The organism is Hydrogenophaga sp. IBVHS2 (genome assembly GCF_002127215.1).
Classification (GTDB): domain Bacteria; phylum Pseudomonadota; class Gammaproteobacteria; order Burkholderiales; family Burkholderiaceae_C; genus Hydrogenophaga.
The window spans coordinates 451052-475709 of record NZ_NFUT01000002.1 but is presented as its reverse complement, the minus strand read 5'-3'; the positions used below and the strand labels follow the sequence as shown (position 1 = coordinate 475709).

Sequence of the window (24658 nt, the reverse complement as noted above, 5' to 3'; positions counted from 1 at the left end):
CTCCAGACCCAACAACCGGTCCGTGGTGGACTGCTAAAGTCAATGCGCCACCCTCTTCACGCCTTTCATCAGCGATTGCCTCAACGATGAAAACCGATGAAGACGGCGTTGAAGGCGGAACCATCTATAAAACTTCAGGGAATGTCAGTGACAGTCAAAAAGCGAATTCGGCAGTTGCTCCGGCACTTGTCAGCGGGGATGCATGAGCGGGAGGAAATCGTCGCCGTGTCCTTGTTGGGGGCACTGAGCGGTCAAAACACCTTTTTGTATGGCCCTCCGGGCACGGCAAAAAGCCTCATTTCAAGGCGCATTGCCTGTGGATTTGAGGATCCCTCCTATTTCGAATGTTTGATGAACCGGTTCAGCACACCCGAGGAGGTGTTCGGACCTGTGTCCATCAAGGAGCTGAAAGAAGACCGATATGTAAGAAAGACCGAGGGTTATCTGCCCACGGCAGAGTTCGCCTTTCTTGATGAAATCTGGAAATCCAGCCCGGCCATCCTGAACACACTGCTCACGCTCATCAATGAGCGTCGGTTTCGGAACGGAGACCAGATCGAGAGCGCCCCGCTCAAGGCATTGATCGCTGCATCAAACGAGACGCCGGGAGACAACCAGGGCCTCGACGCCTTGTACGACCGTTTCATCGTCCGGCTGCTGGTGCCCCCGATTACACGATCCGACCACTTCAACAGCTTGCTGGACAGCCCTCCGACCGAGGCGCATGTGGACGTGCCGAAGGAGCTGATCATCAAGAAAGACGAGTGGGAATCCTGGCGCCGGACCATCCAGTCATCCGTCCGACTGTCCCCTGAGACGAGCACGATCATCCACTTGGTCAGAAACGCCCTTCAGGCCCAACACGACACACTGAAGGTCTACGTGTCCGACCGGCGCTGGCAGCGCGCCGCCATGCTGTTGAAGGCTGCCGCGTTTTTCAATGGTCGGAACGAAACCAATCAAAGCGACGCACTGCTGCTGGAGCATTGCCTCTGGACGAACGCCGAGAACCGGCAGGCAGTTGCAGAGATCGTCGCCAACGCTGTTCGGCAATCAGGGTTTGCCGGTCAAGCCGACTTGGCCGCGCTGGATCGTGCCAAAGATGCTGTCGAGAAGGAAATCCACCAGGAGCTCTATCACTCCGAAGATCTGTACGCCACGGTTGAACATGCAGGGGAGGAATATTTCCGAGTTGAAATACCACCCCACAACTCACTGAGAAACGGACTGCTCAGGGCCCTTTTGATTCCTTCCAAGAAACTGAAAACATCTGAAACATTCAGTCCGCTATCCGTTAATGGCTCGGTATTGAATGAGATTACTTGCAAATTCGACCGCCAAGGCGCTTGCGAGGTCACGCTGGACGCCTTGTACACCACCCGCAAGGTGATCAAGGTCGCACCCATCGTCCTGTTCCACAAAGGCACCAAAAAAACCGGCGTCAACGACCGGCTCGTTCAAGCGCTGACGCTGCAGGTGCTCGAGTTGAAGACAGAACTGGAGAAAGTCCGGGATCAGGCCCTGTCCCGGGCCGAGGCCTACCGACTTGCGATGGCTTCCACCTTCGTTCCCGAGGAAAAGACAACGTTGACTTTCGAGGGTGCACAAGAGGAAGTCGAGCGCCTGAACCTTCGCGTGCTGGACTGTGAGCGGTTGACGAGCTTGTGTCGGTGATGCTCAAGAACACTACCCAGGCGATAGCACTGGCCCTGGTGAATGACCTGCAGGCAACGTCTCCCTCGTGGACTGACGCTGCTCGGGACCATGTGACCCTTCGTTCCGAAGAATGGGCCAGACAGACGCAGCGCGAAATACTTGCGAACAACCCCTTTGTGTCGCGCGAGCAGGATCTGGCCCAATTTGCCGGCCTGGTTGACCAGCAGGCCATATCCAAAGAGGAATGGCGCACCGCCGTCCAACGTTTCGATGAGCTGTGCAGGCTGAGCGGCAGACCTTTCAACCCGACATTCTGGGAAGAACAACACATCGATCAAGCATCCACACAGAAACGCGGGAAGAAAGCAAAAACAGAGTCGCATCAGCAAGCCCGGAGGGCCGCCGGGTTGCTTGTTGACCAGTGGAGGGAGACCCTCGACAGGGCCGTCAGCGCGTGGGAGCTTCAGGAAGTCACCCAGCGACGCGCTGCACTGCGAAACGAACTGGAAGCGTTTCTGGAGTTGATGAGCGCACTGGCCCGACAACTCGATGCCTTGGGGGTCGGGACCGGCATTCTGGTAGACCTTTCGAAGGGACAGCTTTCGCCGCAGAACATCGACCAGTTGAAACGCTGGGCGCGTTACCTTGCCAACGATGAAGGCATCAAAGCCCTGTGCGATGTGCTGGGCAAACTTCGTCAGCTGGAACTGTCGGAGCGGATCGAACAGGTGAACTCGGTCTATGTCCAGGACGTGTGGCAGCCCGACCCCAATTCGCGGGAAGAGATCATCGGGGTACGGCTAGGCCGGGATCTGGAGCAGGCCTTGCCCTGCGAGCTCGCCATGCTGGGCGATCCGGACACAGCCGTTCTGTTTGACCTGAAGTACATCGAGTCCCGGTTGATGTGCTTTGACATGCGGGGCCTGCGACTGGTCGGTGAACTGCACGAGCGCGTGACAGAACAGCACACCACCGAAGCGGACAAGCTGGGCCCCATGATCATCTGCGTTGACACCAGTGGATCGATGCACGGAATGCCGGAGACCATAGGCAAAGCGATGGCGTTGTACATGGCGGGACATGCACGCGAGCAAAAGCGGGACTGCTACCTGATCAATTTTTCGACCAGCATTGAAACACTGGACCTCAGCCAGAAGGACGGCATGCAGTCTTTGATGCGCTTCCTGGAAATGTCTTTCCATGGTGGTACCGACATGGCGCCCGCCTTGAGACATGCGGTGGGCCTGATGCAGCAGGAGAAGTTTGCCAAAGCCGATCTGCTCGTGATTTCAGACTTCGTTGCCGGGCGCCTGCCTGCGGACGTCAGAGACTCCATTGAGAAACAGCGCATCAATGGGAACCGATTCCACTCATTGGTGATTGCCGAGGGATTTCACCTTCAGGAGGTGCGCTCCCTGTTCGATCAAGAATGGGTTTATGACCCGTACAGCAGTCAGATCAGCGAGCTCGTGGGCTTCCAGCGGGCTGTGACAGGGGGCTCGGTTCAGTGATACGGATGCGGGCGGGACGCCGCATCGAATCACCTGCAGCTGAATCATCAGGACAGATCAACAGCTGGATCTTTGCCTGTCGCAACCGCAACTGCCGCGGTTTGACGCGCACCCGACAGCATGCAAACTTCAGGCCTTGAACCTATCCAATCCCACCTTGGGGACACCGCCTTGACCACCCTGCCCGACCCCATAGACCTCACCCGCACCCTGGTGCGCATCAACACCCTGCCGCCGGGCGGGCTGGAGTCGCGCTGCATCGAGCCATTGGCCGATTTGTTGTCTTCTGCCGGCTACCAGTGCCGGGTGGTGGACATGGCGCCGGGGCGCGGCACGCTGGTGGCGCGCATCGGTGGCCGGGCCGACCGTGCGCCCATTGCCTTCACCGGCCATGTGGACGTGGTGCCGCTGGGTTCGGCCGGGTGGACGCAAGACCCGTGGGGCGCCGACATCATTGACGGGCGGCTGTACGGCCGGGGTTCGTCCGACATGAAGAGCGGCGTGGCCGCCTTCACCGTGGCGGCGCTGGCCTGTGCCGACAGGGCGCGCGATGGCGCGGGCATCACGCTGATCATCACGGCCGGTGAAGAGACCGGTTGCGACGGCGCCTTTCACCTGGCGCGCCAGCCGGAGGCGCGGCAGTGGGTGGGCCAGGCCGGGGCGCTGGTGGTGGCCGAGCCCACGGCCAATGCGCCGCTGCGCGGGCACAAGGGGGCCTTCTGGCTCAAGGCGCTGGCGCAGGGCAAGACCGCGCACGGCTCCATGCCGCACCTGGGCGACAACGCCATCTACAAGCTGGCCCGCGCCGCACTCGCCCTGGAGCAACACGACTTTGCCACCCCGCCCCACCCGGAGATGGGTTCGCCCTCGCTGACGGTGAGCACCATCCAAGGTGGCATCAACATCAATTCGGTGCCCGACGCGGCCGAAATGACGGTGGACATCCGCACCGTGGCCGGCATGCCGCATGCGCAGGTGCTGCGTTGTCTGTGTGCCACCGCCGGGGGCGAGGTGCGGCTGGAGCCGCTGCTGGACCTGGAGGCCGTCTACACCGGCCCGCAGGACCCGTGGATGCAACGGGTGCAGGCGCTGACTGGTGAGACTTCGGCCCGGCACCCGGCCCTGCCCATCGAGCCGGCGCGGGCGGCGGTGGCCAGCTACTTCACCGACGCGGCCGCCCTGCGCCCGCTGCTGGGCATGCCGCCCACGGTGATCCTGGGGCCGGGCGAGCCATCCCAGGCGCACCAGACCGACGAGTACTGCGTGGTGGACCGCATTCCGCAGGCGCAGCAGCTGTTCGAGGCGCTGGTGGCCGACTGGCATGCCGAATGAAATTTGCCATCAACCAATTCAAATGAATCCACACGAACGCGATTACGCCAGCCCCGCCGTGGCCCAGGCCCGGGCCGATCTGGCGCTGGCCCTGCGGGCTGCGGCGCACTTTGGTTTGTCGGAGGGCGTGTGCAACCACTTCAGCGTGGAGCTGCCGGACGGCTCGGGCCGCTTCCTGCTGAACCCGCGCGGCCTGCTGTGGAGCGAGGTGCAGGCCGACGACATCGTGATGGTGGATCTGCAGGGCCAGCCGCTGGCCGGCCGGCATCCGGTGGAATCGACCGCCATGCACATCCACAGCGGCATCCACCGCATCGCGCGCAAGGCGGTGGTGCTGCACACCCACATGCCGCATGCCACGGCGCTCACGCTCACGCGGCAGCGGGCGCTGGACACGGCCCTGTCGCAGAACGCCATGCGTTTTCATGGGCGGGTGGCGGTGGACGCGCACTACAACGGCCTGGCGCTGGACACGTCGGAAGGCGACCGCATCGCCCGCGCCATGCAGGGGGCCGACGTGGCCTTTCTGGGCAACCACGGCGTGGTGGTGTGCGGCCCGCGCATCGACCATGCCTTTGACGACCTGTACTACCTGGAGCGCGCCTGCCAGGCCCAGGTGCTGGCGGCCTCCACCGGCAGCCCGCTGCAGCCGGTGCAGGCCGATCTGGCCGCGCGGGTGGCGGCGCAGATGCAGGGCGAGCGGCTGCAGTCGGAACTCTTTTTCGAGGCTTTGCGTCGGACTCTCTGACATTGAGAACATCACGTATGTCCGTGATTCGTCAGAGGTACGCCATGTCTGAACACACTTCCACTCGCCGCCGCCTGCTGCTGGGCGCGGCCGCCCTGCCGCTGCTGGCCACCACCGGCTGCGCGCTGGTGCCGTTTGAAGCGCTGCCACCCCTGGCCCGCAGCCCCCTGCCCGGCCCCGGGCCGGACGCCCGCATGCGCGCCCCGGCCGTGGGCCAGCGCTGGACGTATGCGTTGTTCAACCAGTTCAACAGCGCCCAGCTGGACACGGTGACCGAATCGGTGGCTTCGGTGGGGGACACCACCGTGGTGGCCCGCCGCTCGGCCAGCGGGCGCGAGCTGCCGCAGGAAACCCACCGCGCCTGGGGCCAGCTGCTGCGCGACGCCGCCTGGGACTACCCGCTGAACGTCGACGAGGCCGTGCCCCTTTGGCCCGCCGGCTGGGTGCCGGGCAGCCGGCAGTCGCTGTTCACCCGCTACCGCATGGATGGCGGCTCGTTCCGCTTTGCCATCCAGGTGCAGGCCGACTCTGTTGCCTGGGAACGCATCACGGTCAAGGCCGGCACCTTCAATGCCCTGCGGGTGGAGCGGCTGATGCGCCTGCAGCACGAAGACTTCACCCGCCTGGACACCACCCGCCGCGACCGGCTGTGGCTGGCACCCGAGGTGGGCCGCTGGGTGGCCCGGGAAACCTCGGGCCGTTACCTGCTGGGCGGCAACGGCTTCAAGTCGCAGGCCGAGTCGCTGGAAGACCACTTCCGGTGGGAGCTGACCGACTGGGCGTGAGATGGCCGGCTCCCAGGGTTAACCCGGTTCAGCCGGGTTTTGTTTTGGCCCTATTCTTTGTATACAGAGCTTTGTATACAGAATACATAGAGCCAAAACCACCCCACCACCCGAGGAGAGACGCCCCGTGAACACCCGCGACAAGAACACCCTGGAGCCGACCGAGAAGAAGCTGATCCCCTACGGTGGCTACTTCACCAACAAGGTGCCGGGCCACGACCCGGAACTCACCGAGGTCGGCCCGGGCACGCCCACCGGCGAGTACATGCGCCGGTTCTGGCACCCGGTGTGCATGGCCATGGAGCTGACCGACACGCCGCGCTTTTTGAAGATCCTGGGCGAGGAACTGGTGTGCTTCCGCGACGGCAGCGGCCGCATCGGCCTGCTGCACGCTCACTGCGTGCACCGGGGCGCTTCGCTGGAGTACGGAAAGATCGAGGAGAAGGGCATCTCGTGCTGCTACCACGGCATGGTGTTCGACATCGACGGCACCTGCCTGCGCGTGCCCTTCCCGCAGGGCGAGGAGGAAGAAGGCGAGCGCTACCGCTGCAGCATCCGCCAGGGCGCCTACAAGGCCTTCGAGCGGCACGGGCTGATCTTTGCCTACATGGGCCCGCCGGAGGAGGAGCCGCCCTTCCCCGAATGGGAAGGCAACTTCACCGTGGCCGAGGGCGACGAGCTGGTGCCCTACAGCAACTTCCAGCACGCCAACTGGCTGCAGGTGCAGGACAACGCGGCCGACAACTTCCACACCATGGCGCTGCACGCCAAGCGCCAGGTGACCGGCGAGCACTACCAGGGCACCACCTTCGACGAGGTGGGCGCGGCCAGCATGGAGGTGCCGCCGGACATGCATTTCGTGCCGATCCATGGCGGGCGCGGCCTGGCCTGTTCGGGCGCGCGCCGCTCGGACGACGACCACATGTTCATCCGGGTGCAGCACCAGGTGCTGCCCAACCTGAGCCTGCACGCCTACACCTCGGAAGACGGCAAGGCCAAAAAGCTGTTCAGCCGCTTCCACATGATCCGCTGGACCGTGCCGGTGGACGACCAGAACAGCAAGATGATCGGCTGGCGCGTGATGGGCCCGGGCATCGACACGCGCGGCGTGGGCGACAAGAGCCTGGTGGGCTACGAGACCATCGACTTCCTGGAAGGCCAGGTGGCCATGCGCCGGCCCGAGCGCTTCGGCCAGTACAAGCTGGAAGACATGCCGCCGATCCCGAGCGACCACCGCGCGCGCGCCAACTACAAGGATTGCCAGTACGCCCCGGGCGACTACGAGGCCATCATCAGCCAGCGGCCGATCGCGGTGCATGCGCTGGAGAACCCCACCAAGTTCGACGCCGGCCTCTACATGTTCCGCAAGCTGCTGCGCGATGCGGTGCGCGGCACCAACCCCAAGGCCACGCCGCAGGAGTTTGCGAACTGGCTGCGCGAGAACGGCGGCGCGCCCAACAGCTACTGCTCGGGCAATGTGTTCGACCTGCCGGTGGGCCGCACCCGCGAGGAAGAGGTGACGCTGCGCCGCCACCTGGCGCGCGAGGTGGTGGCCATCATCACGCAGGCCGAATCGCTCAAGGGCGCGGCGCGGGCCGACTTCGTGAAGGCGAAGATGGAAGCCTTGCAACAGGACGTGCTGGCCCGGAGGGCCGCTTGAGCACGCTGAACCTGCGGGTGCAGGCGATCCGCCGCCAGGCCGAAGGCATCCATGCCTTCGAACTGGTGCGGCCCGACGGCGGCGATCTGCCCGAGGTGCAGGCCGGCGCGCATGTGGATGTGCACCTGCCCGGCGGGCTGGTGCGCTCGTATTCGCTGGCCGGCGACCCGGCCGAGCGCTGCTGCTGGACGCTGGGCGTGCTGCGCGAGAAGGCCGGCCGCGGCGGCTCGGCCGCGCTGCACGACAAGGTGAAGGTCAGCGATGTACTGGCCGTGGGCGAGCCGCGCAACGCCTTTGCGCTGGTGCCGGGCGCACGGCACAGCGTGCTGCTGGGCGGGGGCATCGGCATCACGCCGCTCAAGGCCATGGCGCACACGCTGCGCAATCGGGGCGAGTCGTTCGAGCTGCACTACTGCGCGCGCACGCCGGGCCACGCAGCGTTTCTGGCCGAGCTGCAGGCCCTGGTGCCGGCGGGCCGGCTGCACCTGCACTTCGACCAGGGCGACCCGGCGCGCGGGCTGGACATGGCCGGGCTGCTGCGGGTGCCGGCCGACGGCACCCACCTGTACTACTGCGGCCCGGCCGGCTTCATGCAGGCCTGTGCCGACGCCAGCGCCCACTGGCCCGCGGGCACGGTGCATTGCGAGCACTTCAAGCCCCCGGCGAACACGGCGTCCGACCTGCCGGCGGGCGGCTTCGAGGTGCGGCTGCAGCGCCAGGGCATCACCGTGCCGGTGGCGCCGTCGCAGTCCATCGTGCAGGCGCTCGAAGCCGCCGGGCAGGCGGTGCCCACGTCGTGCCTGTCAGGGCTTTGCGGCGCCTGCAAGGTGGGTTACCTCGAAGGCGAGGTGGAACACAATGACTACATACTCGGCGACGATGAGAAGGCCCGGTGCCTGACGCTGTGCGTGTCCCGCGCGCGCAGCCCGCTGCTGGTGCTCGATCTCTGAACCCTCTTCCCCACCGCCCTGCCCCACCGACCCCCATGAACCTCGCCAAGATCAGCAGCCGAACCGACTATGTGGACGAGGTCTACAAGACCTTGCTGGACGCCATCAGCGCCGGCACGCTGGCGCCGGGCGAGCGCATCACCCAGGAGGACCTGGCCGAGCAGCTGAACGTGTCGCGCTCGCCGGTGCTGCAGGCCCTGCGCCTGCTCAAGAAGGACGGGCTGCTGCAGGAGGCGCCGGGGCGCGGGCTGGTGGTGGCGCGGCTGGAGCCTGAGCGCATCGGCCACCTGTACCGGGTGCGGGGTGCGCTCGATGGGCTGGCGGCCCGGCTGGCGGCCGAGCGCGGTGAGCGCATCGATCCGGCCCTGATCACGGCCGGGCGTGCGGCGGCGGCCGGCTCGGACGTGAAGGCCATGATCGAGGCCGACACCGCCTTCCACAGCGCCATCTACGCAGCCTCGGGCAACCCGCTGCTGATCGAGAGCGCCTCGCTGCAGTGGGTGCACCTGCGCCGCGTCATGGGCGCGGTGCTGCAGCACAGCACCGGTCGCAGCACCATCTGGGACGAGCACGAGGCCATCGTGCAGGCCATCCACGACCGCGACCCCGACCGGGCCGCGCAACGGGCCGAGCACCATGCCACGCTGGCCGGGCGCAATCTGGTGGAACACCTGCAGGCGCTGCAGTCGACCACGCCCCTGGCAGCCTGACACCGCGGGCGGTGCGCATGACCCCGGCCACCGACTGCTTCGACCTGCCGTTCGACGGTCCCGCGCCGTTCGACGGCCACCCGCGCCTGTGGCGCCTGCTGATGGGGCTGGCCTGCCTGCTGGCGGCCCTGTTGCTGCCGGTGACCGACCGGGCCTGGGCCTGGTGGAACGTGGCCACCCTGGGCAACATGGCGGTGGCCGCCGGGGTGCTGGGGCTCACCGGTTTTCTGCTGGGGTTCCGGGCGCTGAGCAGCGATCTGTTCCGGCTGCATGCGGCCCGCATTGACACGCACGGTGTGGGGCTGCACTGGAGCCATGCGCCGACCCTGCTCGGGCCGGCGGTGAGCCAGCAACGTTTCGTGCCCTGGGCCGAGGTGCGCAGCGTGGTGTGGCGCGAGGGCCTGGCCGAGCACGAGTTCCGGCAGCTGCTCGATCTGGAACTGGCGCAGCCGCTGGAGGGCGAGCGGACCCGGGTGTCGCTACCGGTGAGCGAGGGGCGGCAGGTGGAGCGCTGTCAGCGCCTGCTGCGCCACCTGCCGGCGAACGCCACACTGCCGGCCTGGATCAGGAACGGTCCTGCGACAGGGCCTGCGCCTGGGCCGGCGGGGTGGTATCGATCTGCCCGTCCTTGACCGGCAGGGTGTCGCCCGGCTTCCATGAGGTGCGCACCACGCCCTGCTTGCCGTCCAGGGTGAACGTCACGTCGTAGCCCACCAGCTGCTGCGTTTTCTCCTGCACCATGCGGCAGCGGCGCTCGGTGGTGGTGACCACATCGTTCTGCTGCATGTTCTTCTGCACCTGGTTGCCGGCGTAACCGCCGCCCACGGCACCGGCCACGGTGGCCAGGGTCTTGCCGCTGCCGTTGCCCACCGCGCTGCCCAGCAGGCCGCCGGCAATGGCGCCCACGGCGGTGCCGGCAATGCGGTGCTGGTCCTGCACCGGGGCCTGGCGGCGCACGGCCACGTCCTCGCACACTTCGCGCGGGGTGGAGACGGTCTTGGTCACTTCCTTGACGCCCACCACCTGGGCCACCTCGGGCTGCATGTAGCGGTAGCCGCCCACGGCGCCGGCACCCAGCACCACCATGGCCAGACCACCCACGACCAGGCCTTTCATCATCGATTGATCCATCACATACCTCCTGTGTGCCGGCAACGGCCGGCGTCCTGGGGCGCAATCTAGCCGTGGCGGTCAGGGGGCCTGTTACCGCAGGTATCGCGATACCGCTGGACGCTTACACCTGGCTGCAACTCTTTACCACCCGGGGGTACCTGGACCAGCGCCGTTCATGGGCGGTGCGGGGGTGACACCTGTCACGCCGGGGGAGTGACAGCTGCCACCCTGTGACAGGGACGGCCCGGGGCCGGGTCCCTTGCAGATCAAGCACTTGGCGCTGCACCGGCCCTGGCACGGGTCTTGAGAACACTGCGGCACCGGCCCGTGTCGAGGCCGGCCAACGGAGACACAACACATGCAATCCAAGACGCCCTCCCGGCGGGCCGCCGACTGGCTGTCCGATCTCGAGACCGCCCTGAGCTCGGGCGACATCGCCGCAGCCACCGCCCTGTTCGATGCCGACTGCTATTGGCGCGACCTGGTGGCCTTCACCTGGAACATCCGCACGCAGGAAGGCCAGCAGGCCATTGCCGACATGCTGCGCGCGCGCCTGGCCGACACCGCGCCCAGCCACTTTGCACTGGAGGGCGAGGCCACCGAGGCCGACGGCGTGATCGACGCCTGGTTCACCTTCGAGACGAAGGTGGCGCGCGGTCGCGGTCATCTGCGGCTCAAGGGCAGCGAGGGCGGCGACAAGGCCTGGACCTTCCTGACCACCATGGCCGAGCTCAAGGGCTTCGAGGAGAAGCGCGGCGAGCGGCGCATCAAGGGCGCCGAGCACGGCGTGCACCCGGGCCGCCGGAGCTGGCTGGAAAAGCGCCAGGACGAGGAAGCACGGCTGGGGTATGAGGAGCAGCCGTATGTGGTGATCATCGGCGGCGGCCAGGGCGGCATCATGCTGGCGGCGCGGCTGCGCAAGCTGGGCGTGCCGGCCATCGTGGTGGAGAAGAACCCGCGCGCCGGCGACAGCTGGCGCAACCGCTACAAGAGCCTGCACCTGCACGACCCGGTCTGGTACGACCACCTGCCCTACCTGCCCTTCCCGGACGACTGGCCGGTGTTCGCGCCCAAGGACAAGGTGGGCGACTGGCTGGAGATGTACACCAAGGTGATGGAGATCAACTACTGGGGCAGCACGGTGGCGAAGAAGGCCACCTTCCACGAGGACACCGGCGAGTGGGAAGTGCTGGTGGAGCGTGATGGCCAGCCGGTCACGCTGCGCCCGAAGCAGCTGGTGTTCGCGCTCGGCGTGTCGGGCTATGCCAACGTGCCCAAGATCGAGGGCGCCGAGACCTTCGAGGGCGAGCAGCACCACAGCAGCAAGCACCCCGGACCGGAGGGCTACATCGGCAAGAAGGTGGTGGTGCTGGGCTCCAACAACTCGGCGCACGACATCTGCGCGGCGCTGGTGGAGCACGGGGTGGACGTGACCATGGTCCAGCGCAGCAGCACGCACATCGCCCCCAGCGATTCGCTCATGGAGCTGGCCCTGGGCGGGCTCTACAGCGAGCAGGCCGTCAAGAGCGGCATCGACCACCACAAGGCCGACCTGATCTTTGCCAGCGTGCCCTACAAGATCATGCACACCTTCCACATCCCGGTGTACGAGGAGATGAAGAAGCGCGATGCCGACCTGTACGGCCGCCTGGAGAAGGCCGGCTTCATGCTGGACTTCGGCGACGACGGCTCGGGCCTGTTCATGAAGTACCTGCGGCGCGGTTCGGGCTACTACATCGATGTGGGGGCCAGCGAGCTGGTGGCCAACGGACAGATCAAGCTGCGCAGCGGCGTGAACTTCCAGCGGATCAAGCCCAAGAGCGTGGTCCTGACCGACGGCACCGAGCTGCCGGCCGACGTGATCGTCTATGCCACCGGCTACGGCAGCATGAACCACTGGCTGGCCGACCTGGTGTCGCCCGAGGTGGCCGACCGGGTGGGCAAGGTGTGGGGACTGGGCTCGAGCACCACCAAGGACCCGGGGCCCTGGGAGGGCGAGCTGCGCAACATGTGGAAGCCCACCCAGCAGAAGCAGCTGTGGATCCACGGCGGCAACCTGCACCAGAGCCGGCACTATTCGCAGTTCCTGTCGCTGCAGCTCAAGGCGCGCTACGAGGGGCTGGACACGCCGGTCTACGGGCAGGCGCCGGTGCACCACCTGCGCTGAGCCACAGCGCAGCGGCCACCGTCGGCCTCACATCAGGCTGCTGGTGGTCAGCAGGCGCTCCAGCGTCTCGCGCAGGCGCTGGGGCACGATGGGCTTGGCCAGGAAGGCGTCCATGCCGGCCTCGTGGGTGCGCAGGCGGGCCTCGTCGAAGGCGTCGGCGGTGAAGGCCACCACCGGCACCCGGGGGCGGCCCTGCTCGGCCTCCCAGGCGCGCAGCCGGCGCGTGGCCTCCAGGCCGTCCATGACGGGCATCTGCAGGTCCATGAGGACCGCATCGACGGCCGAGCCGGCGAACAGCAGCTTGAGGGCCTGCGCACCGTCTTCGGCCACCCGGACCTCCAGCCCCATCTTGCCGAGCAGGATCTCGATGAACTTGCGGTTGATGGGGTGGTCGTCCACCACCAGCACCGTGCCCTTGAGCGGCGGACCATCGTCCATCCGGGCCGGCGGCAGCGCGCCCGGCTCGGTGTGGCCCACCGGCTGGCGGACCACCCGGGCCGGAATGCGCAGCCAGAACCGCGAGCCCTTGCCGGGTTCGCTCTGCACGCCGGTGCGTCCGCCCAGCAGCTCGGCCAGGCCCTTGACGATGGACAGGCCCAGACCGGTGCCGCCGAACTGGCGGGTGATGGAGCCGTCCACCTGCGAGAACGGCTTGAACAGCAGGGCCACCTGTTCGGGCGCGATGCCGATGCCGGTGTCGGTGACGGTGAATTCCAGCACCGCGCGCTCGTCCTCGCACGAGACCTCGCGGCCTTCCAGCCGCACCTGGCCGGACTGGGTGAACTTGATGGCGTTGTTCAGCAGGTTCAGCAGGATCTGGCGCAGGCGGCTGGCATCGGTCACATAGCGCCGGCCGGACGGACCGTTCCAGGCGGCGGTGAAGCGCAGGCCCTTCTGCTCGGCCACCTGACGGAACAGCTCGGCCGATTCGTGCACCACATCGAAGGGCACGGTGGGGCCGAGGTCGAGCTCGACGTTCCCGGACTCGATCTTGGAGAAGTCCAGGATGTCGTTGAGCAGACGCAGCAGGGCCTCGCCCGATCCCATGATGGTCTGCGCGTACTCCAGCCGCTCGGCCTCGGAGAGGTCGGGCAGCAGCAGCAGCTGGGCCATGCCCAGCACGCCGTTCATGGGGGTGCGCAGTTCGTGGCTCATGGTGGCCAGGAAGCGGCTCTTGGCCTGGTTGGCGCTCTCGGCCTGCTGGCGCGCCTGCACCAGCTCGGTGATGTCCACCCGCAGTGCCACCACGTAGCCGCTGGGCGTGGGCCGCCCGATGTCGCGCACCCAGCGCTCGCCGATGCGGTGGACCGTGGAGTGTCCATGGCGGTGTTCCTGCAGCCGCTTGTCGAGCCAGCGCTTGAGCTCCTCGGGCGAGCCGTCCGGGTGGTGGTGCCGCCACCAGGCTTCGGCCATCTCCCTGAAATCACGCCCCGGCACCACGCCCCCGGGCAGATCGGCATAGCTCTCGCGGAACCGGTCGTTGGCATAGACCAGCCGGTCCTGCGGATCGAAGATGACGAAGGCTTCCTCGATGGTGTCGATGGCGTTGCGGAAACGCTCTTCGCTGAGGCTGAGTTCGGCGGTGCGCTCGGCCACCCGGGCTTCGAGCCGGGTGTTGATGTCGTCGTAGGCGGTCAGGGCCTGCTGCAGGGTGCGGGCGAGCAGGCCGATCTCGTCCTGGCCATGGTCGTCGGACACGGTGCGCGAGCTGCCGTCGGCGACCGCCTGGCAGTCCTCCACCAGCCGGTTGAGCCGCGCGGTGATGCGGCGGGCCATCACGCCCGAGATGTGCCAGGTCAGGCCGCACAGCAGCACGGCCAGCAGGGCTGCGAGGGCCAGCCGGGTCATGATCGGCCCGAACCACGGGTTCTCCATGCCGTACAGGCGGATGCCCAGCGCGCCGTTGCTCACCGGCGGCTCCAGCGGCATCAGCACCGTGGTCGGGAAATGCCTCGGCACATCCTGTGGCAGCGCCAGCGCCTGCCCGGAAGCGGCCGAGTGCGGACCGCTGCCGGCCACGATGCTCTCCAGCACCTGATCGCCCAGCATCAGGTCCACACCGAGTCCGTCACCCAGACCGGCGGCGCGGCGATGGAACTGGGCGTCCAGGTCGACCACACCGACCATGGCGCCGATGGCATCGCGGGTGTAGGGATAGACCACCGGGAACGCCATGACCAGGCTGGGTCGACCACCCGGAGAGAACACCCTGAGGTGGGGTTTTTTCTCGCGCATGGCGGTGGCCACCGCCGACTGCCACTCGGTGGTGGTCACGGAACCGGGCAGCTCGCCCGCCATGGGTCGGCCCTGGTAGTCCACCAGCATCAGGGGCATGGCGTCGGGGCTGCGGGAGGTGCCTTCCAGGAAGGGCTTGAGGTAGGCATCGCGACCGGCCGAGTCGGTCAGGCTGGTCCAGACCAGCGTGCTCTGGCTGAGGTCGCGCAGGCTGCGCAGGTGGAAGCTGATGTCGCTGGACATGGCATCGCCCAGCACGCGCGCGGCGCCATCGTGGGCACGCTCCTCGTTGGCCGGCACCTCGATCACGGTGATGACCAGCCAACCGGCCACCAGCGTGGCCACGATGGTGGCCGAGAGGGCGAAGGCGATGCGCTGGATGCGGCGGGCCAGCGGCGGGGGGGTCTTGAAGAAGGGCATCACGGGCGTCGAGACGGCGGCGTCATGGGGATGAGCTCGTCGCTGGCGGTGTAACGGGCAAAGAAGATGCGCTCCGGCCCCAGGGCGTCGTGGCGGGTGGGCGTGAACGGCCGGGCATACCGCTGCACCAGACCGTCGTAGGGCCCCAGCTGTTCCAGCGCGGCACGCACCGCCTTGCGGTCGGTGCTGCCGGCCTTGTCGATGGCGCGGGCCAGCAGGTGCATCAGGTCGTAGGCGTGGGCCACACCCACCGGGCTGGGCACCTTTTCGGGGGCCGCATGGCCCCAGCCCCGCTGCAGGGCTGCCAGCACCCGTTGCGCGGCCGGCGAACGCGCGCCCACGAAGCTGTACGACTGCACCACCACCAGATCGATCTCGTCGAGGGCCGGACCCGCCATGCGGGCGAAGTCGCCGCCGGTGATGCCCCAGTGGCTGATGATCGGCAGCCGCTGGTCCCTGGGCAGGCCGGCCATCTCGCGGATCAGCAGCGAGCCTTCGGTCTCGTTGGCCACCAGCACGATGGCCTGGGCGCCCGCCTCGCGCAGGGCCTGGTAGCTGGCCATCAGCGAGGCGTCGCCCCAGTGGTACCAGCGGTGGGCCACCAGCCTCATGCCGGGGGCAGTGCCCACGGCGGCTTCAAGGGCCGCCTTGTTGCTGCGGCCCCACGCGGTGTTGGGCACCAGCAGGCCCAGCCGGCCGATCCGGTGGTGTTCGCGGGCAAAGCGCACGAAGGCCGGAGCGACCCAGGCGTCCTTGATGGACAGGCGGAAGGTGTAGCTGGGCTGGTAGGGGTGGTCGGTGATGCCGTCGGCCGACCCCCACGGATCCATCAGGGGCAGCCCCAGCTCGTGCACCAGGGGCAGGGCCTCGATGTAGATCGGGCTGAACTTGCCGCCGAACACGGCCACCAGGTCGGGCTGGGCCGCGAGCTTGCGCAGGTTGTCCAGGCCCACGGCCGTGATGGAGCGGTTGTCGGTCGTGACCAGGGACAGCTTGCGCCCGCCGAGCACACCGCCGGCCTGGTTGATCTCCGCCATGGCGATCTCGATGCCCTGCTGGATGGCCTGGGCCGAGGTGCTGGTGCGGTGGCCGAACTCGGCGTCCAGCCCCACATACACCGGCCCGGGCTGCGCGTGCAGGCCCCGGCCGGCACCGGCGCACAACAGCAGCAGGCAGATGAACCAACGACGCATGGGGCAAGCCTCGGGAAAGAAGATCCCCCTATTCTGGGGGGTTGAGACCGATCCGAACCGTGCAAAAGCACCGCAGATTGACACGCATCAAGCCCCCGGGCAGCGATGATCGACCGATGACCCCCTTTTCCCGGCGCCCTGCGGGTGCCTTCCTGGTGCTGGCCAGCGGCCTGGTGGCCGCCCTGCACATCGGCAAGATGCCGCCGGCGCTGCCGGTGCTGGCCGAGAGCCTGGGCGTGACGCTGCTGCAGGCCGGCTTCCTGCTGTCGGTGGTGCAGCTGGCCGGCATGCTGGGCGGTCTGCTGGTGGGCCTGCTGGCCGACGGCGCGGGCCTGCGCCGCAGCGTGATTGCCGGCCAGGCCGTGCTGGCGCTGGCCAGCCTGGGCGGCCTGCTGGCCCAGGGACCGGCGTCGCTGCTGGTGCTGCGGGCCCTCGAAGGCCTGGGCTTCCTGCTGGCCTGTCTGCCCGCGCCCAGCCTGATCCGCCGGCTGGTGGACCCGCAGCGGCTGCCGATGCACCTGGGCCTGTGGGGCACCTACATGCCCACCGGCACGGCGCTGGCCCTGCTGCTGGCCCCGCCGGTCATGGGCCTGCTGGGCTGGCGCGGGCTGTGGACCCTGCTCGCCCTGGCATCGGCCGGCATGGCGCTGTGGCTGTGGCGGGCGCTGCCGGCGGACCCGCCCCACGCCCCTCGCGCGGTGGCCGGCGTCCGTGCCGGGCTGAGGGACCGGGCCGCGCCGCTGCGGGACACCCTGGGCCGGGGCGGGCCGTGGGCGGTGGCGATGGCCTTTGCCCTGTACTCCAGCCAGTGGATGGCGGTGGTCGGCTTCCTGCCCACGGTGTATGCCCAGGCGGGCATTGCGGCCGGTGCGGCCGGCGCGCTCACGGCCCTGGTGTCGCTGGTGAACGTGGCGGGCAATCTGGGCGCCGGCCGCCTGCTGCAGTCCGGCTGGCCGGCCTGGCGGCTGCTGCTGACCGGCTTTGTGGCCATGGGCAGCATGGCGGTGCTGGCCTTCGGCCAGCTGGCCGACGGCACCGCACTGCCGCCGCTGGCGCGCTATGCGGCGGTGCTGGGCTTTTCCGCCCTCGGCGGGCTGGTGCCGGCCACGCTGTTCTCGCTGGCGGTGCGGGTGGCGCCGGGTGAACGCGCCGTCTCGACCACCGTGGGCTGGGTGCAGCAGTGGTCGTCGGCCGGGCAGTTTGCCGGCCCGCCGCTGGTGGCCTGGGTGGCGGCCCAGGCCGGCGGCTGGCAGTTCACCTGGGTGGTGACCACCAGCGCCGCCGTGCTGGGTGCGCTGCTGGGCCTGTGGCTGCGCCGGGTCAGGGCTTGACCAGGATGCTGTGCGGCACGCGCCCCACGGCCACGGTGCGGATGGCCTTGGCCGATGCGGTGTCGACCAGCGTCATGTCGTCGGACAGGCCGTTGCTCACATAAAGGGTCTTGCCGTCGGGGTGCAGCGTGAGGCCCCAGGCGCGCTTGCCCACCAGCACCTGGCGGCCGGGCTTCTTGCTGGCCACGTCCACCTCGGTCACATGGTTGGCCTTGCCCAGGCCGACCCACATGGTCTTGCCGTCGGGGCTGAGCGTCATGCCCACCGGGGTGATGTCGGCCTCGCGCATGCCCTGCACCGCGAACTTGATGGTGGCCTTGACCGACTGGTCGCGGGTGCTGACCACGCTCACCGAGGCATCGAGCTCGTTGGTGACCCACAGCTCGTTGCCGCCGTCGGCCAGCACGAAGCGGCGCGGCCGCTTGCCGACCTTGATGTTCTTGACCACCTTGCGGCTGCCCAGATCGATGTAGTGCACCACGTTGGCCACCTCCGAGGTGACATAGGCGAACTTGCCGTCGGGGGTGACCAGCACGCCCTCGGGCTCGCCGCCGGTCTTGACCGTGAACAGCGGCTTGCGGGTGGCCAGGTCGTAGGCCGCCATGACGTTCTCGTCCTCGATGGACACGTACACCGTCTTGCCGTCCGGGCTGAGGTCGAAGATTTCCGGGCTGTCGCCCAGCGGCACGGTGCCGGTCATCTTGCCGCTGGCCACATCCACCACGCCGAGCTGGTTGCTGTCGCCGCAGCACACATAGATGGTGCTCCTGTCGGCGTTGAACATCATGTGGCGCGGGCGCTTGCAGGTGTCGATGGCCGAGGTGGCCTTGCCTTGCGTGTCGAACACATAGATCTTGTGGTCCTTCTCGCTGGACACGAAGACCTGGGCGCTGGCGGCGGTGGCCAGCAGGGTCAGGGTGGCCAGGGCCAAACGGGTGAGCTGCAGCATGGGTTTTGTCTCCTCGGTGTTGTGGGTGTGCCGGACTGTGACAGACCGGTGTGTTCCGGGCAGCAATTCCGGTGCCAGGGCCGCTGGCTAAACAGCCCATGAACAGCGCGGGGCGACTGTGCCAATCTGGCACAGGGTGTGTTGCTCAGGCGCCGTCGGCCTCGAAGGCCGCGCGCACCATGTCGATGAACACGCGGGTCTTGGGCGGCATGAGCTTGCGCCCCGGGAACACCACCGCCGCCGGCTCGGGCGGCAGCGACCAGTCGGGCAGCACCCGCACCAGCGCGCTGCGCTGGGCCTCGGCGCGGGCCAGCAGGTCGGGCACGGCGGCCACGCCGGCCCCCAGCACGGCCAGGCGGATCATCATCTCCGGCGAGTTGGCCGACACCCGCGCCGGCGGCAGACCTTCCCAGCGCTCGGTGCCGCGCAGCAGCACCCAGGGCGCGGTGGCGCCGCGCGGGCCCAGCAGACCCACGGCCGGCTGCGACAGCAGGTCGTCGGGGTGCTGCGGCAGGCCATGCCGGCGCACATGGTCGGGCGAGGCATACAGGCCGCTGCGCAGCGGCCGCAGCCCGTGCGCGGCCAGCAGGCCGTCGTCCTGCAGCGGGCCGATGCGAACGGCGGCATCGAAACCCTCGCCCAGCAGGTCGACCCGGCGCTGCGACAGGTCGACATCCAGCGCGATGTCGGGGTAGCGCTTCATGAAGTCCGCCATGGGCGCGGCCAGCAGCAGCGTGGCCAGATCGCTGGGCATGGACACGCGCAGCCGGCCGCTGGGCACGGCGCTGCGCTGGGCGCTCAGCGCCGCCACCGCCTGCACCTCGGCGGCCACCTGCCGGGCATGGTCGAGCAGCAGCTGGCCGAACTCGGTCAGCGTCTGGCGCCGGGTGGTGCGCCACAACAGGCGTTCGCCCAGCCCCTGCTCCAGCGCGCTCAGCCGCCGCGACACGGTGGACTTGGGCAGGCCCAGCCGGTCGGCGGCGCGGCTGAAGCTGCCCAGCTCGGCCACCTGGGCAAAGATGAGCAGGTCGTTGGGGTCGGGGACGAAGCCGGGATCCGGCCGGTATTGATCCATCATTGGAACAATATTATCCGTAAGTCGGTATTTTTCTCTCATGGGGATCAATCTACAGTCCTGCCACCGATCCACTTTTTCAGGAGATTCCCCATGAATGCCACCGCTTCGTCCCCCTTCCAGAACGCCTCCCTGCTCGCCGCCCGCGCGCTGATGGCCCTCATGTTCGTGCCCGCCGGCATCAGCAAGATCACCGGCTTTGAAGGCACGGTGGGCTACATCGCCTCGGTCGGGCTGCCGCTGGCCGCCGCCGGTGCGGTGGCCGCCATCGTGGTGGAGGTGCTGGGCGGGCTGGCGCTGCTCGCCGGCGCGGGCACCCGCATCGCGGCGCTGGTGCTGGCCGCCTTCACGCTGGCCGCCAGCGTGTTCTTCCATGCCTTCTGGGCCGTGCCGGCCGATCAGGCCTTCGTGCAGCAGCTGATGTTCTTCAAGAACCTGGCCATCGTCGGCGGCTTGCTGGGCCTCGCCGCAGCCGGTGCCGGCGGCTGGAGCCTGGACGCCCGCCGCCAGGGCTGAGTGCCCCGCAACCGCCTCAGGCGGCCGGTTGCCTCATGACGGCCCGGGCATCGTCCGCCGTGAAGGGCTTGCACACGTAGCCGTCCAGGATCGGCAGCGCTGCCGCACGCTGCCGGTCTTCCGCCCAGTCGGACGACGACACCATGATCACCTGCAGGGGATTCAGCGGCCGCAGCCGGTCCTGCAGTTCCTGCGCCAGATCGAACCCCGACATCTGGGGCATGTTGATGTCCAGCAGCACGCAGGTGCTGCAGCTGATCCGGTCGTCCAGCAGGAACCGCAAGGCATCGCCGGGACGCTCGAACACCCGCACCTCACCCCGGAAGCCGGCCTTCTGCAGGGCCAGGCGGTGGAAGAAGTTGTCGGCGTCGTTGTCGTCGACCAGGATGAAGCGTTCGGGTGCCATCAGCCTCCCTGGTCGGGCCACTGCAGCAGCAGCCGGGGTGCCTGCAGCGGGTCGCCGGCATCGGCCATGGTGCCGTGGTGCAGGCGCAGGATGTGCCGGGCGGTGGACAGACCCAGCTCCTCGAAGGCCGGCTGGTCCGGCTGGTCCGCCAGCAGGGACACCCGCGCCGGCGTGAGCGGCTCGGCCGACGCGTCCAGGCCGGCATCGATCTGGACCCAGCCGTCCACCTGCCGGGCGCGGATGACGATGGGCAGGTCCCTGGTGGCCCGGTGGATGTTGAGCACCACGGCCCGCAGGGCCAGCTCGAACAGGGGCGGCTCGACCTCGACCATCAGATACGGGTTGATCGCCACCTCGACCGGGCGCCCGCCGAGATCGTCCTTCAGCACCTCCAGGGCGCGGGCCACGCAGCCGCCCAGTGGACATGAGCGGGGTTGCAGGTCCCGCAGATCCTGCTCGCCCACCAGACGCAGATCGTCCAGCAGGCGGGCCAGCCGACGTCCCCCCTGCTGCATGAACGCCAGGCAGCGGGCCTGCGTGTCGTCCAGCCCGCCGGGCAGGGCCGACCGCAGGCTGTCCTGCAGCAGCGGCGCGGCGTGGTTGATGGCATTGACCGGCTCGCGCAGGTCGTGCGAGATGGCCTGCAGGAACTTGCGCTGCATGCGCTGCTTGCCCTGCAGGGCGTCGATGGTGCGGGCCAGCTCCCGGGCCTGCCGGCGCAGCTCGGTCACGTCGCGGTGGCGTTCCACCACGCCTTCGACCCGGCCCTCGTCGTCGTGGGCCGGGCCGTAACGGATCTCCATGTGGCGCAGACCCAGGCCGGGGTAGGTGTGCTCGATGTCGATCTGCACCTCCTCGCCGGCCATGGCGCGGTGGATGGCCGGCCGCAGGTGCTGGCGGTACAGGGTCTCGCCCACCAGGTCGGGCAGCGACATGCCGATGATCTCGGGCCGCCGCTCCACCCAGTACAGCTCGAAGGCCGGATTGACCAGCCGGTAGCGGTGCTCGCGGTCGATGAAGGCCGCCATCTCGCGGCCGTGCTGCAGCACATGCCGCACGATGCGTTCGCTCTGCTGCACGCGCTGGACCATGCGATGCGCCTCGTCGCGGCGCTGCGACTCGTTCTGCAACAGGCTCAAGGCCAGCGCCGCCAGATGGCCCAGCATCCGCAGCTGGTGCGGCTCGAGTTCGCGGTGCTGGCTGTCGAGCACGCATACCGCGCCCAGGGCGTGACCCTGCGGCGTGACGATGGGAGCGCCGGCATAGAACTGCACCTCGCCGCTGCGCACCAGATCCAGATCGGCAAAGCGCGCGTCGCGGGTCGCGTCGGGCACCACCAGCACCCGGTCGTTGTCCAGGATGGTGTGGGTGCAGAAGGCCTGGTCACGCGGAGTCTCGGTGACGTCCATGCCCAGGCGGGCCTTGACCCACTGGCGGTGCTCGTCGACCAGGGTGATGAGCGCCATGGGCGCGCCGCAGATGTCGGCAGCCAGCGCGGTGACGTGGCTGAACGCCTCCTGCGGCAGGGTGTCGAGGACCTGCAGGCTCCTCAGCTCGGCCAGGCGGTCGGCTTCGTTGGCGGGTAGCGGATACGGCATGACGGGGATTCAGGGTCTGTGGCCGGGTCGGGAATTCGATCAGGGCGGGGCATCGGGCACTGCGTACACTTCGCCAACCCCGCGCCTGTCATGACCCCACAAGAATACGTCCAGCAAAAGGCCGCTGCATCGGGCAGCAGTTTTTATTACGCATTTCTCTTTCTGCCACCGGTTCGGCGCGCGGCCATCACCGCGTTCTATGCCTTCTGCCGCGAGGTGGACGATGTGGTGGACGAAGTCACCGACCCCGGCGTGGCCCAGACCAAGCTGGCCTGGTGGCGGCGCGAGGTGGCCCAGGCCTATGCCGGCAGCCCCAGCCACCCGGTGATGCAGGCGCTCATGCCGCTGGCGGCCGAACACGGCATCGAGGCTCGGCACCTGGACGCCGTCATCGAAGGCTGCCAGATGGACCTGGAGCAGAACCGCTACCTCGATTTCGCCAACCTGCAGCGCTACTGCCATCTGGTGGCCGGCGTGGTGGGCGAGGTGGCTGCGCGCATCTTCGGCCAGACACAGGACGGGACCACCGCCTATGCGCACCGCCTGGGCCTGGCGTTCCAGCTGACCAACATCGTGCGCGACGTGGGCGAGGACGCCACACGCGGCCGCATCTACCTGCCCATCGAGGAACTGCAGCGCTTCGATGTGAAGGCCCATGAGCTGCTGCGGCGCGGGCCGGCACCCGGGACCGACGCCGCCGACTTCCAGCGCCGCTTCCGTGCCCTCATGGCCTTCCAGTGCGAACGTGCCCTGGCCACCTACGCCGAAGCCCTGGCCCTGCTGCCGGCGGCCGACCGGCGCGCCCAGAAGCCCGGGCTCATGATGGCCAGCATCTACCGCACCCTGCTGCAGGAAATTGCCGAGGACCCGCTGCTGGTGCTGCACCAGCGGGTGAGCCTGACGCCGCTGCGCAAGTTCTGGCTGGCCTGGAAAGTCCAGGCACTGGGTCGGCTGTGAGCACCACCGACCCGTCGCTGTCGGTGGCGGTGGTCGGCGCCGGCTGGGCCGGCCTGGCCGCAGCGGTCACGGCGGCGGCCGGTGGTGCGCGGGTCACGGTGTTCGAGGCGGCGCGCGAGGCCGGCGGACGCGCCCGGGCCCTCGACGTGCCCGGACCCACTGGCCCGCTGCGGCTGGACAACGGCCAGCACATCCTGATCGGCGCCTACACCGAGGCCCTGACCCTCATGGCGCAGGTGGGGCTGGACCCCCGCCGCGAACTGCTGGCCCTGCCCCTGGGCCTGCCGCATGTGGACGGCACCGGCCTGCAGACGCCTGGCTGGGCCTCCCGCTGGCCGGCACCGGCCGCGCTGCTGGCCGCGGTGCTGGCCGGCACCCGCGGCTGGACCTGGGCCGACCGTGCGGGCCTGCTGCGGGTATCGCTGCGCTGGCTGCGCCAGGGCTTTGCCTGCGCGCCGCACCAGAGCGTGGCCGACGTGTCGGCCGGGCTGCCGGCGCGGGCCATGGACGAGCTGGTGGCGCCGCTGTGCGTGTCGGCCCTGAACGTGCCGCCCGAACAGGCCAGCGGGGCGGTGTTCCTGCGCGTGCTGCGCGATGCCCTGTTAGGCCCCGGCCACGGCGGCTGGGCGGCGTCGCAGCTGCTGCTGCCGCGCACCGATCTGGGCGCACTGTGGCCCGATGCGGCCCTGCGCTGGCTGGGCGATGCAGCCCCCGTGCCCGCCGAGGTGCACCGGGGAGCCAGGGTGCTGACGGTGGAGCGCCAGGCCGAAGGGTGGACACTGACGGTGGCGGACCCGGACGGCACCCGACCGGCCCGCTTCGACCGCGTGGTCTGGGCCACCGGCCCCACGGTGGCGGCCGCCGCACTGGCCGAGGTGAACCCGGGCTGGGCCACGACCTGCGGACACCTGCAGCACACCGCCATCACCACCGTGTACCTGCACGCGGCGGGACAGCGCCTGCCCTCACCCATGCTGGCCCTGCGCAGCGCGCCGGCGCAGTTCGTGTTCGACCGGGGCTGGCTGCGGCCGGACGATGCACAGGCCCAGGGGGTGCTGGCCTTCGTGATCAGCGCCAGCCAGGGTGAACGCGATGCGCTGCAACAGGCGGTGCTGGTCCAGGCGCGCGACGAGCTGGGCCTGCAGCCCCGCACGCTGACGCCACTGCAGACGGTGACCGAAAAGCGCGCCACCTTTGCCTGCACGCCGGGCGTGCAGCGACCGCCGATGACCGTGGCGCCCGGCCTGTGGGCGGCCGGCGACTACACCGAAGGCCCCTACCCCGCCACACTGGAGGCAGCGGTGCGCAGCGGTGTGGCTGCTGCGCAGGCGGCCCTGGGCCGCTGA

21 protein-coding genes are annotated in these 24658 nt (G+C 68.6%); 14 read left to right on the top strand and 7 right to left on the bottom strand.

Annotated elements, in window-relative coordinates; genetic code table 11:
* The first annotated feature begins 96 nt into the window (after positions 1-96).
* The 9 genes from CAP38_RS07010 (at position 97) to CAP38_RS06970 (ending at position 9984) form a co-directional block, all read left to right on the top strand.
* A complete protein-coding gene (locus tag CAP38_RS07010) occupies positions 97-1674 on the top strand; it encodes an AAA family ATPase (protein ID WP_218776565.1) in 1578 nt (525 codons plus the stop codon).
* On the top strand, positions 1674-3167 hold the full coding sequence (locus tag CAP38_RS07005) for a VWA domain-containing protein (RefSeq protein ID WP_143435761.1): 1494 nt from the start codon (positions 1674-1676) through the stop codon (positions 3165-3167). Before CAP38_RS07010 ends, CAP38_RS07005 begins: the two co-directional genes overlap by 1 nt.
* A 171-nt stretch (positions 3168-3338) precedes the next feature.
* Positions 3339-4499 carry a M20 family metallopeptidase gene (locus tag CAP38_RS07000; protein ID WP_218776564.1) on the top strand — a complete coding sequence of 387 codons (1161 nt, stop codon included), beginning with the start codon at positions 3339-3341 and terminating at the stop codon, positions 4497-4499.
* Entirely contained in the window at positions 4489-5247 is a 759-nt protein-coding gene (locus CAP38_RS06995; RefSeq protein WP_086120375.1) for an aldolase, read from the top strand. The genes CAP38_RS07000 and CAP38_RS06995 overlap by 11 nt, the downstream gene beginning before the upstream one ends.
* Before the next feature lie 44 nt (positions 5248-5291).
* The gene (locus CAP38_RS06990) at positions 5292-6032 is read left to right on the top strand and encodes a hypothetical protein (RefSeq protein WP_086120374.1); all 741 of its coding nucleotides are present in this window, start codon (positions 5292-5294) and stop codon (positions 6030-6032) included.
* A gap of 127 nt (positions 6033-6159) precedes the next feature.
* On the top strand, positions 6160-7692 hold the full coding sequence (locus CAP38_RS06985; protein WP_086120371.1) for a Rieske 2Fe-2S domain-containing protein: 1533 nt from the start codon (positions 6160-6162) through the stop codon (positions 7690-7692).
* Positions 7689-8642 carry a PDR/VanB family oxidoreductase gene (locus tag CAP38_RS06980; RefSeq protein WP_086120369.1) on the top strand — a complete coding sequence of 318 codons (954 nt, stop codon included), beginning with the start codon at positions 7689-7691 and terminating at the stop codon, positions 8640-8642. Before CAP38_RS06985 ends, CAP38_RS06980 begins: the two co-directional genes overlap by 4 nt.
* 35 nt (positions 8643-8677) lie before the next feature.
* Entirely contained in the window at positions 8678-9352 is a 675-nt protein-coding gene (locus CAP38_RS06975) for a GntR family transcriptional regulator (RefSeq protein ID WP_086120367.1), read from the top strand.
* Between the two features lie 17 nt (positions 9353-9369).
* Complete coding sequence (locus tag CAP38_RS06970; protein WP_086120365.1) at positions 9370-9984, top strand: hypothetical protein; 615 nt, start codon at positions 9370-9372, stop codon at positions 9982-9984.
* Here CAP38_RS06970 and CAP38_RS06965 read toward each other — a convergent pair.
* Complete coding sequence (locus tag CAP38_RS06965) at positions 9917-10483, bottom strand: glycine zipper 2TM domain-containing protein (RefSeq protein WP_086120363.1); 567 nt, start codon at positions 10481-10483, stop codon at positions 9917-9919. The two genes, CAP38_RS06970 and CAP38_RS06965, sit on opposite strands and share 68 nt — an antisense overlap.
* Positions 10484-10823: 340 nt before the next feature.
* Between CAP38_RS06965 and CAP38_RS06960 the strand changes: the two genes are divergently transcribed.
* A complete protein-coding gene (locus tag CAP38_RS06960; protein WP_086120361.1) occupies positions 10824-12632 on the top strand; it encodes an NAD(P)/FAD-dependent oxidoreductase in 1809 nt (602 codons plus the stop codon).
* 27 nt (positions 12633-12659) lie between these two features.
* Here the strand turns inward: CAP38_RS06960 and CAP38_RS06955 are convergent, their stop codons facing one another.
* Both CAP38_RS06955 and CAP38_RS06950 read right to left on the bottom strand, forming a co-directional pair.
* Positions 12660-15287, bottom strand: coding sequence for an ATP-binding protein (locus CAP38_RS06955; RefSeq protein ID WP_086120359.1), 2628 nt, complete (start codon positions 15285-15287; stop codon positions 12660-12662).
* Positions 15287-16480 (bottom strand): ABC transporter substrate-binding protein, encoded by a 1194-nt coding sequence (locus CAP38_RS06950; protein WP_218776563.1) that lies wholly within the window; start codon positions 16478-16480, stop codon positions 15287-15289. Before CAP38_RS06950 ends, CAP38_RS06955 begins: the two co-directional genes overlap by 1 nt.
* A 116-nt stretch (positions 16481-16596) precedes the next feature.
* Here CAP38_RS06950 and CAP38_RS06945 point away from each other — a divergent pair, with 116 nt between their 5' ends.
* Positions 16597-17811 (top strand): CynX/NimT family MFS transporter, encoded by a 1215-nt coding sequence (locus CAP38_RS06945; RefSeq protein WP_086120357.1) that lies wholly within the window; start codon positions 16597-16599, stop codon positions 17809-17811.
* Here CAP38_RS06945 and CAP38_RS06940 read toward each other — a convergent pair.
* Entirely contained in the window at positions 17801-18760 is a 960-nt protein-coding gene (locus CAP38_RS06940; protein ID WP_086120355.1) for a PQQ-dependent catabolism-associated beta-propeller protein, read from the bottom strand. The genes CAP38_RS06945 and CAP38_RS06940 overlap by 11 nt on opposite strands.
* Before the next feature lie 145 nt (positions 18761-18905).
* Positions 18906-19838 (bottom strand): LysR family transcriptional regulator, encoded by a 933-nt coding sequence (locus tag CAP38_RS06935; protein ID WP_256924333.1) that lies wholly within the window; start codon positions 19836-19838, stop codon positions 18906-18908.
* Between the two features lie 90 nt (positions 19839-19928).
* On the opposite strand from CAP38_RS06935, the gene CAP38_RS06930 reads away from it, so the two are divergent.
* Positions 19929-20351 (top strand): DoxX family protein, encoded by a 423-nt coding sequence (locus tag CAP38_RS06930; protein WP_086120353.1) that lies wholly within the window; start codon positions 19929-19931, stop codon positions 20349-20351.
* A gap of 16 nt (positions 20352-20367) precedes the next feature.
* On the opposite strand, the gene CAP38_RS15140 is transcribed toward CAP38_RS06930, so the two are convergent.
* Together CAP38_RS15140 and CAP38_RS06920 are read right to left on the bottom strand one after the other, a co-directional pair.
* Positions 20368-20757 (bottom strand): response regulator, encoded by a 390-nt coding sequence (locus tag CAP38_RS15140; RefSeq protein ID WP_143435760.1) that lies wholly within the window; start codon positions 20755-20757, stop codon positions 20368-20370.
* Positions 20757-22355: a PAS domain-containing protein gene (locus tag CAP38_RS06920; RefSeq protein WP_086120351.1), complete on the bottom strand. Its 1599-nt coding sequence runs from the start codon at positions 22353-22355 to the stop codon at positions 20757-20759. The genes CAP38_RS15140 and CAP38_RS06920 overlap by 1 nt, the downstream gene beginning before the upstream one ends.
* A 90-nt stretch (positions 22356-22445) precedes the next feature.
* Here CAP38_RS06920 and hpnD point away from each other — a divergent pair, with 90 nt between their 5' ends.
* Positions 22446-23312 (top strand): presqualene diphosphate synthase HpnD, encoded by an 867-nt coding sequence (gene hpnD, locus CAP38_RS06915; protein ID WP_086120349.1) that lies wholly within the window; start codon positions 22446-22448, stop codon positions 23310-23312.
* Positions 23309-24658 (top strand): hydroxysqualene dehydroxylase HpnE, encoded by a 1350-nt coding sequence (gene hpnE / locus CAP38_RS06910; RefSeq protein ID WP_256924332.1) that lies wholly within the window; start codon positions 23309-23311, stop codon positions 24656-24658. Before hpnD ends, hpnE begins: the two co-directional genes overlap by 4 nt.

Coding starts and splice junctions, on each gene's coding strand:
- CAP38_RS07010 (WP_218776565.1), top strand. CDS start 97: ATGAAGACGGCGTTGAAGGCGGAACCATCTATAAAACTTCAGGGAATG.
- CAP38_RS07005 (WP_143435761.1), top strand. CDS start 1,674: ATGCTCAAGAACACTACCCAGGCGATAGCACTGGCCCTGGTGAATGAC.
- CAP38_RS06995 (WP_086120375.1), top strand. CDS start 4,489: ATGCCGAATGAAATTTGCCATCAACCAATTCAAATGAATCCACACGAA.
- CAP38_RS06990 (WP_086120374.1), top strand. CDS start 5,292: ATGTCTGAACACACTTCCACTCGCCGCCGCCTGCTGCTGGGCGCGGCC.
- CAP38_RS06975 (WP_086120367.1), top strand. CDS start 8,678: ATGAACCTCGCCAAGATCAGCAGCCGAACCGACTATGTGGACGAGGTC.
- CAP38_RS06970 (WP_086120365.1), top strand. CDS start 9,370: ATGACCCCGGCCACCGACTGCTTCGACCTGCCGTTCGACGGTCCCGCG.
- CAP38_RS06965 (WP_086120363.1), bottom strand. CDS start 10,483: ATGGATCAATCGATGATGAAAGGCCTGGTCGTGGGTGGTCTGGCCATG.
- CAP38_RS06960 (WP_086120361.1), top strand. CDS start 10,824: ATGCAATCCAAGACGCCCTCCCGGCGGGCCGCCGACTGGCTGTCCGAT.
- CAP38_RS06955 (WP_086120359.1), bottom strand. CDS start 15,287: ATGCCCTTCTTCAAGACCCCCCCGCCGCTGGCCCGCCGCATCCAGCGC.
- CAP38_RS06950 (WP_218776563.1), bottom strand. CDS start 16,480: ATGCGTCGTTGGTTCATCTGCCTGCTGCTGTTGTGCGCCGGTGCCGGC.
- CAP38_RS06945 (WP_086120357.1), top strand. CDS start 16,597: ATGACCCCCTTTTCCCGGCGCCCTGCGGGTGCCTTCCTGGTGCTGGCC.
- CAP38_RS06940 (WP_086120355.1), bottom strand. CDS start 18,760: ATGCTGCAGCTCACCCGTTTGGCCCTGGCCACCCTGACCCTGCTGGCC.
- CAP38_RS06935 (WP_256924333.1), bottom strand. CDS start 19,838: ATGATGGATCAATACCGGCCGGATCCCGGCTTCGTCCCCGACCCCAAC.
- CAP38_RS06930 (WP_086120353.1), top strand. CDS start 19,929: ATGAATGCCACCGCTTCGTCCCCCTTCCAGAACGCCTCCCTGCTCGCC.
- CAP38_RS15140 (WP_143435760.1), bottom strand. CDS start 20,757: ATGGCACCCGAACGCTTCATCCTGGTCGACGACAACGACGCCGACAAC.
- CAP38_RS06920 (WP_086120351.1), bottom strand. CDS start 22,355: ATGCCGTATCCGCTACCCGCCAACGAAGCCGACCGCCTGGCCGAGCTG.
- hpnD (WP_086120349.1), top strand. CDS start 22,446: ATGACCCCACAAGAATACGTCCAGCAAAAGGCCGCTGCATCGGGCAGC.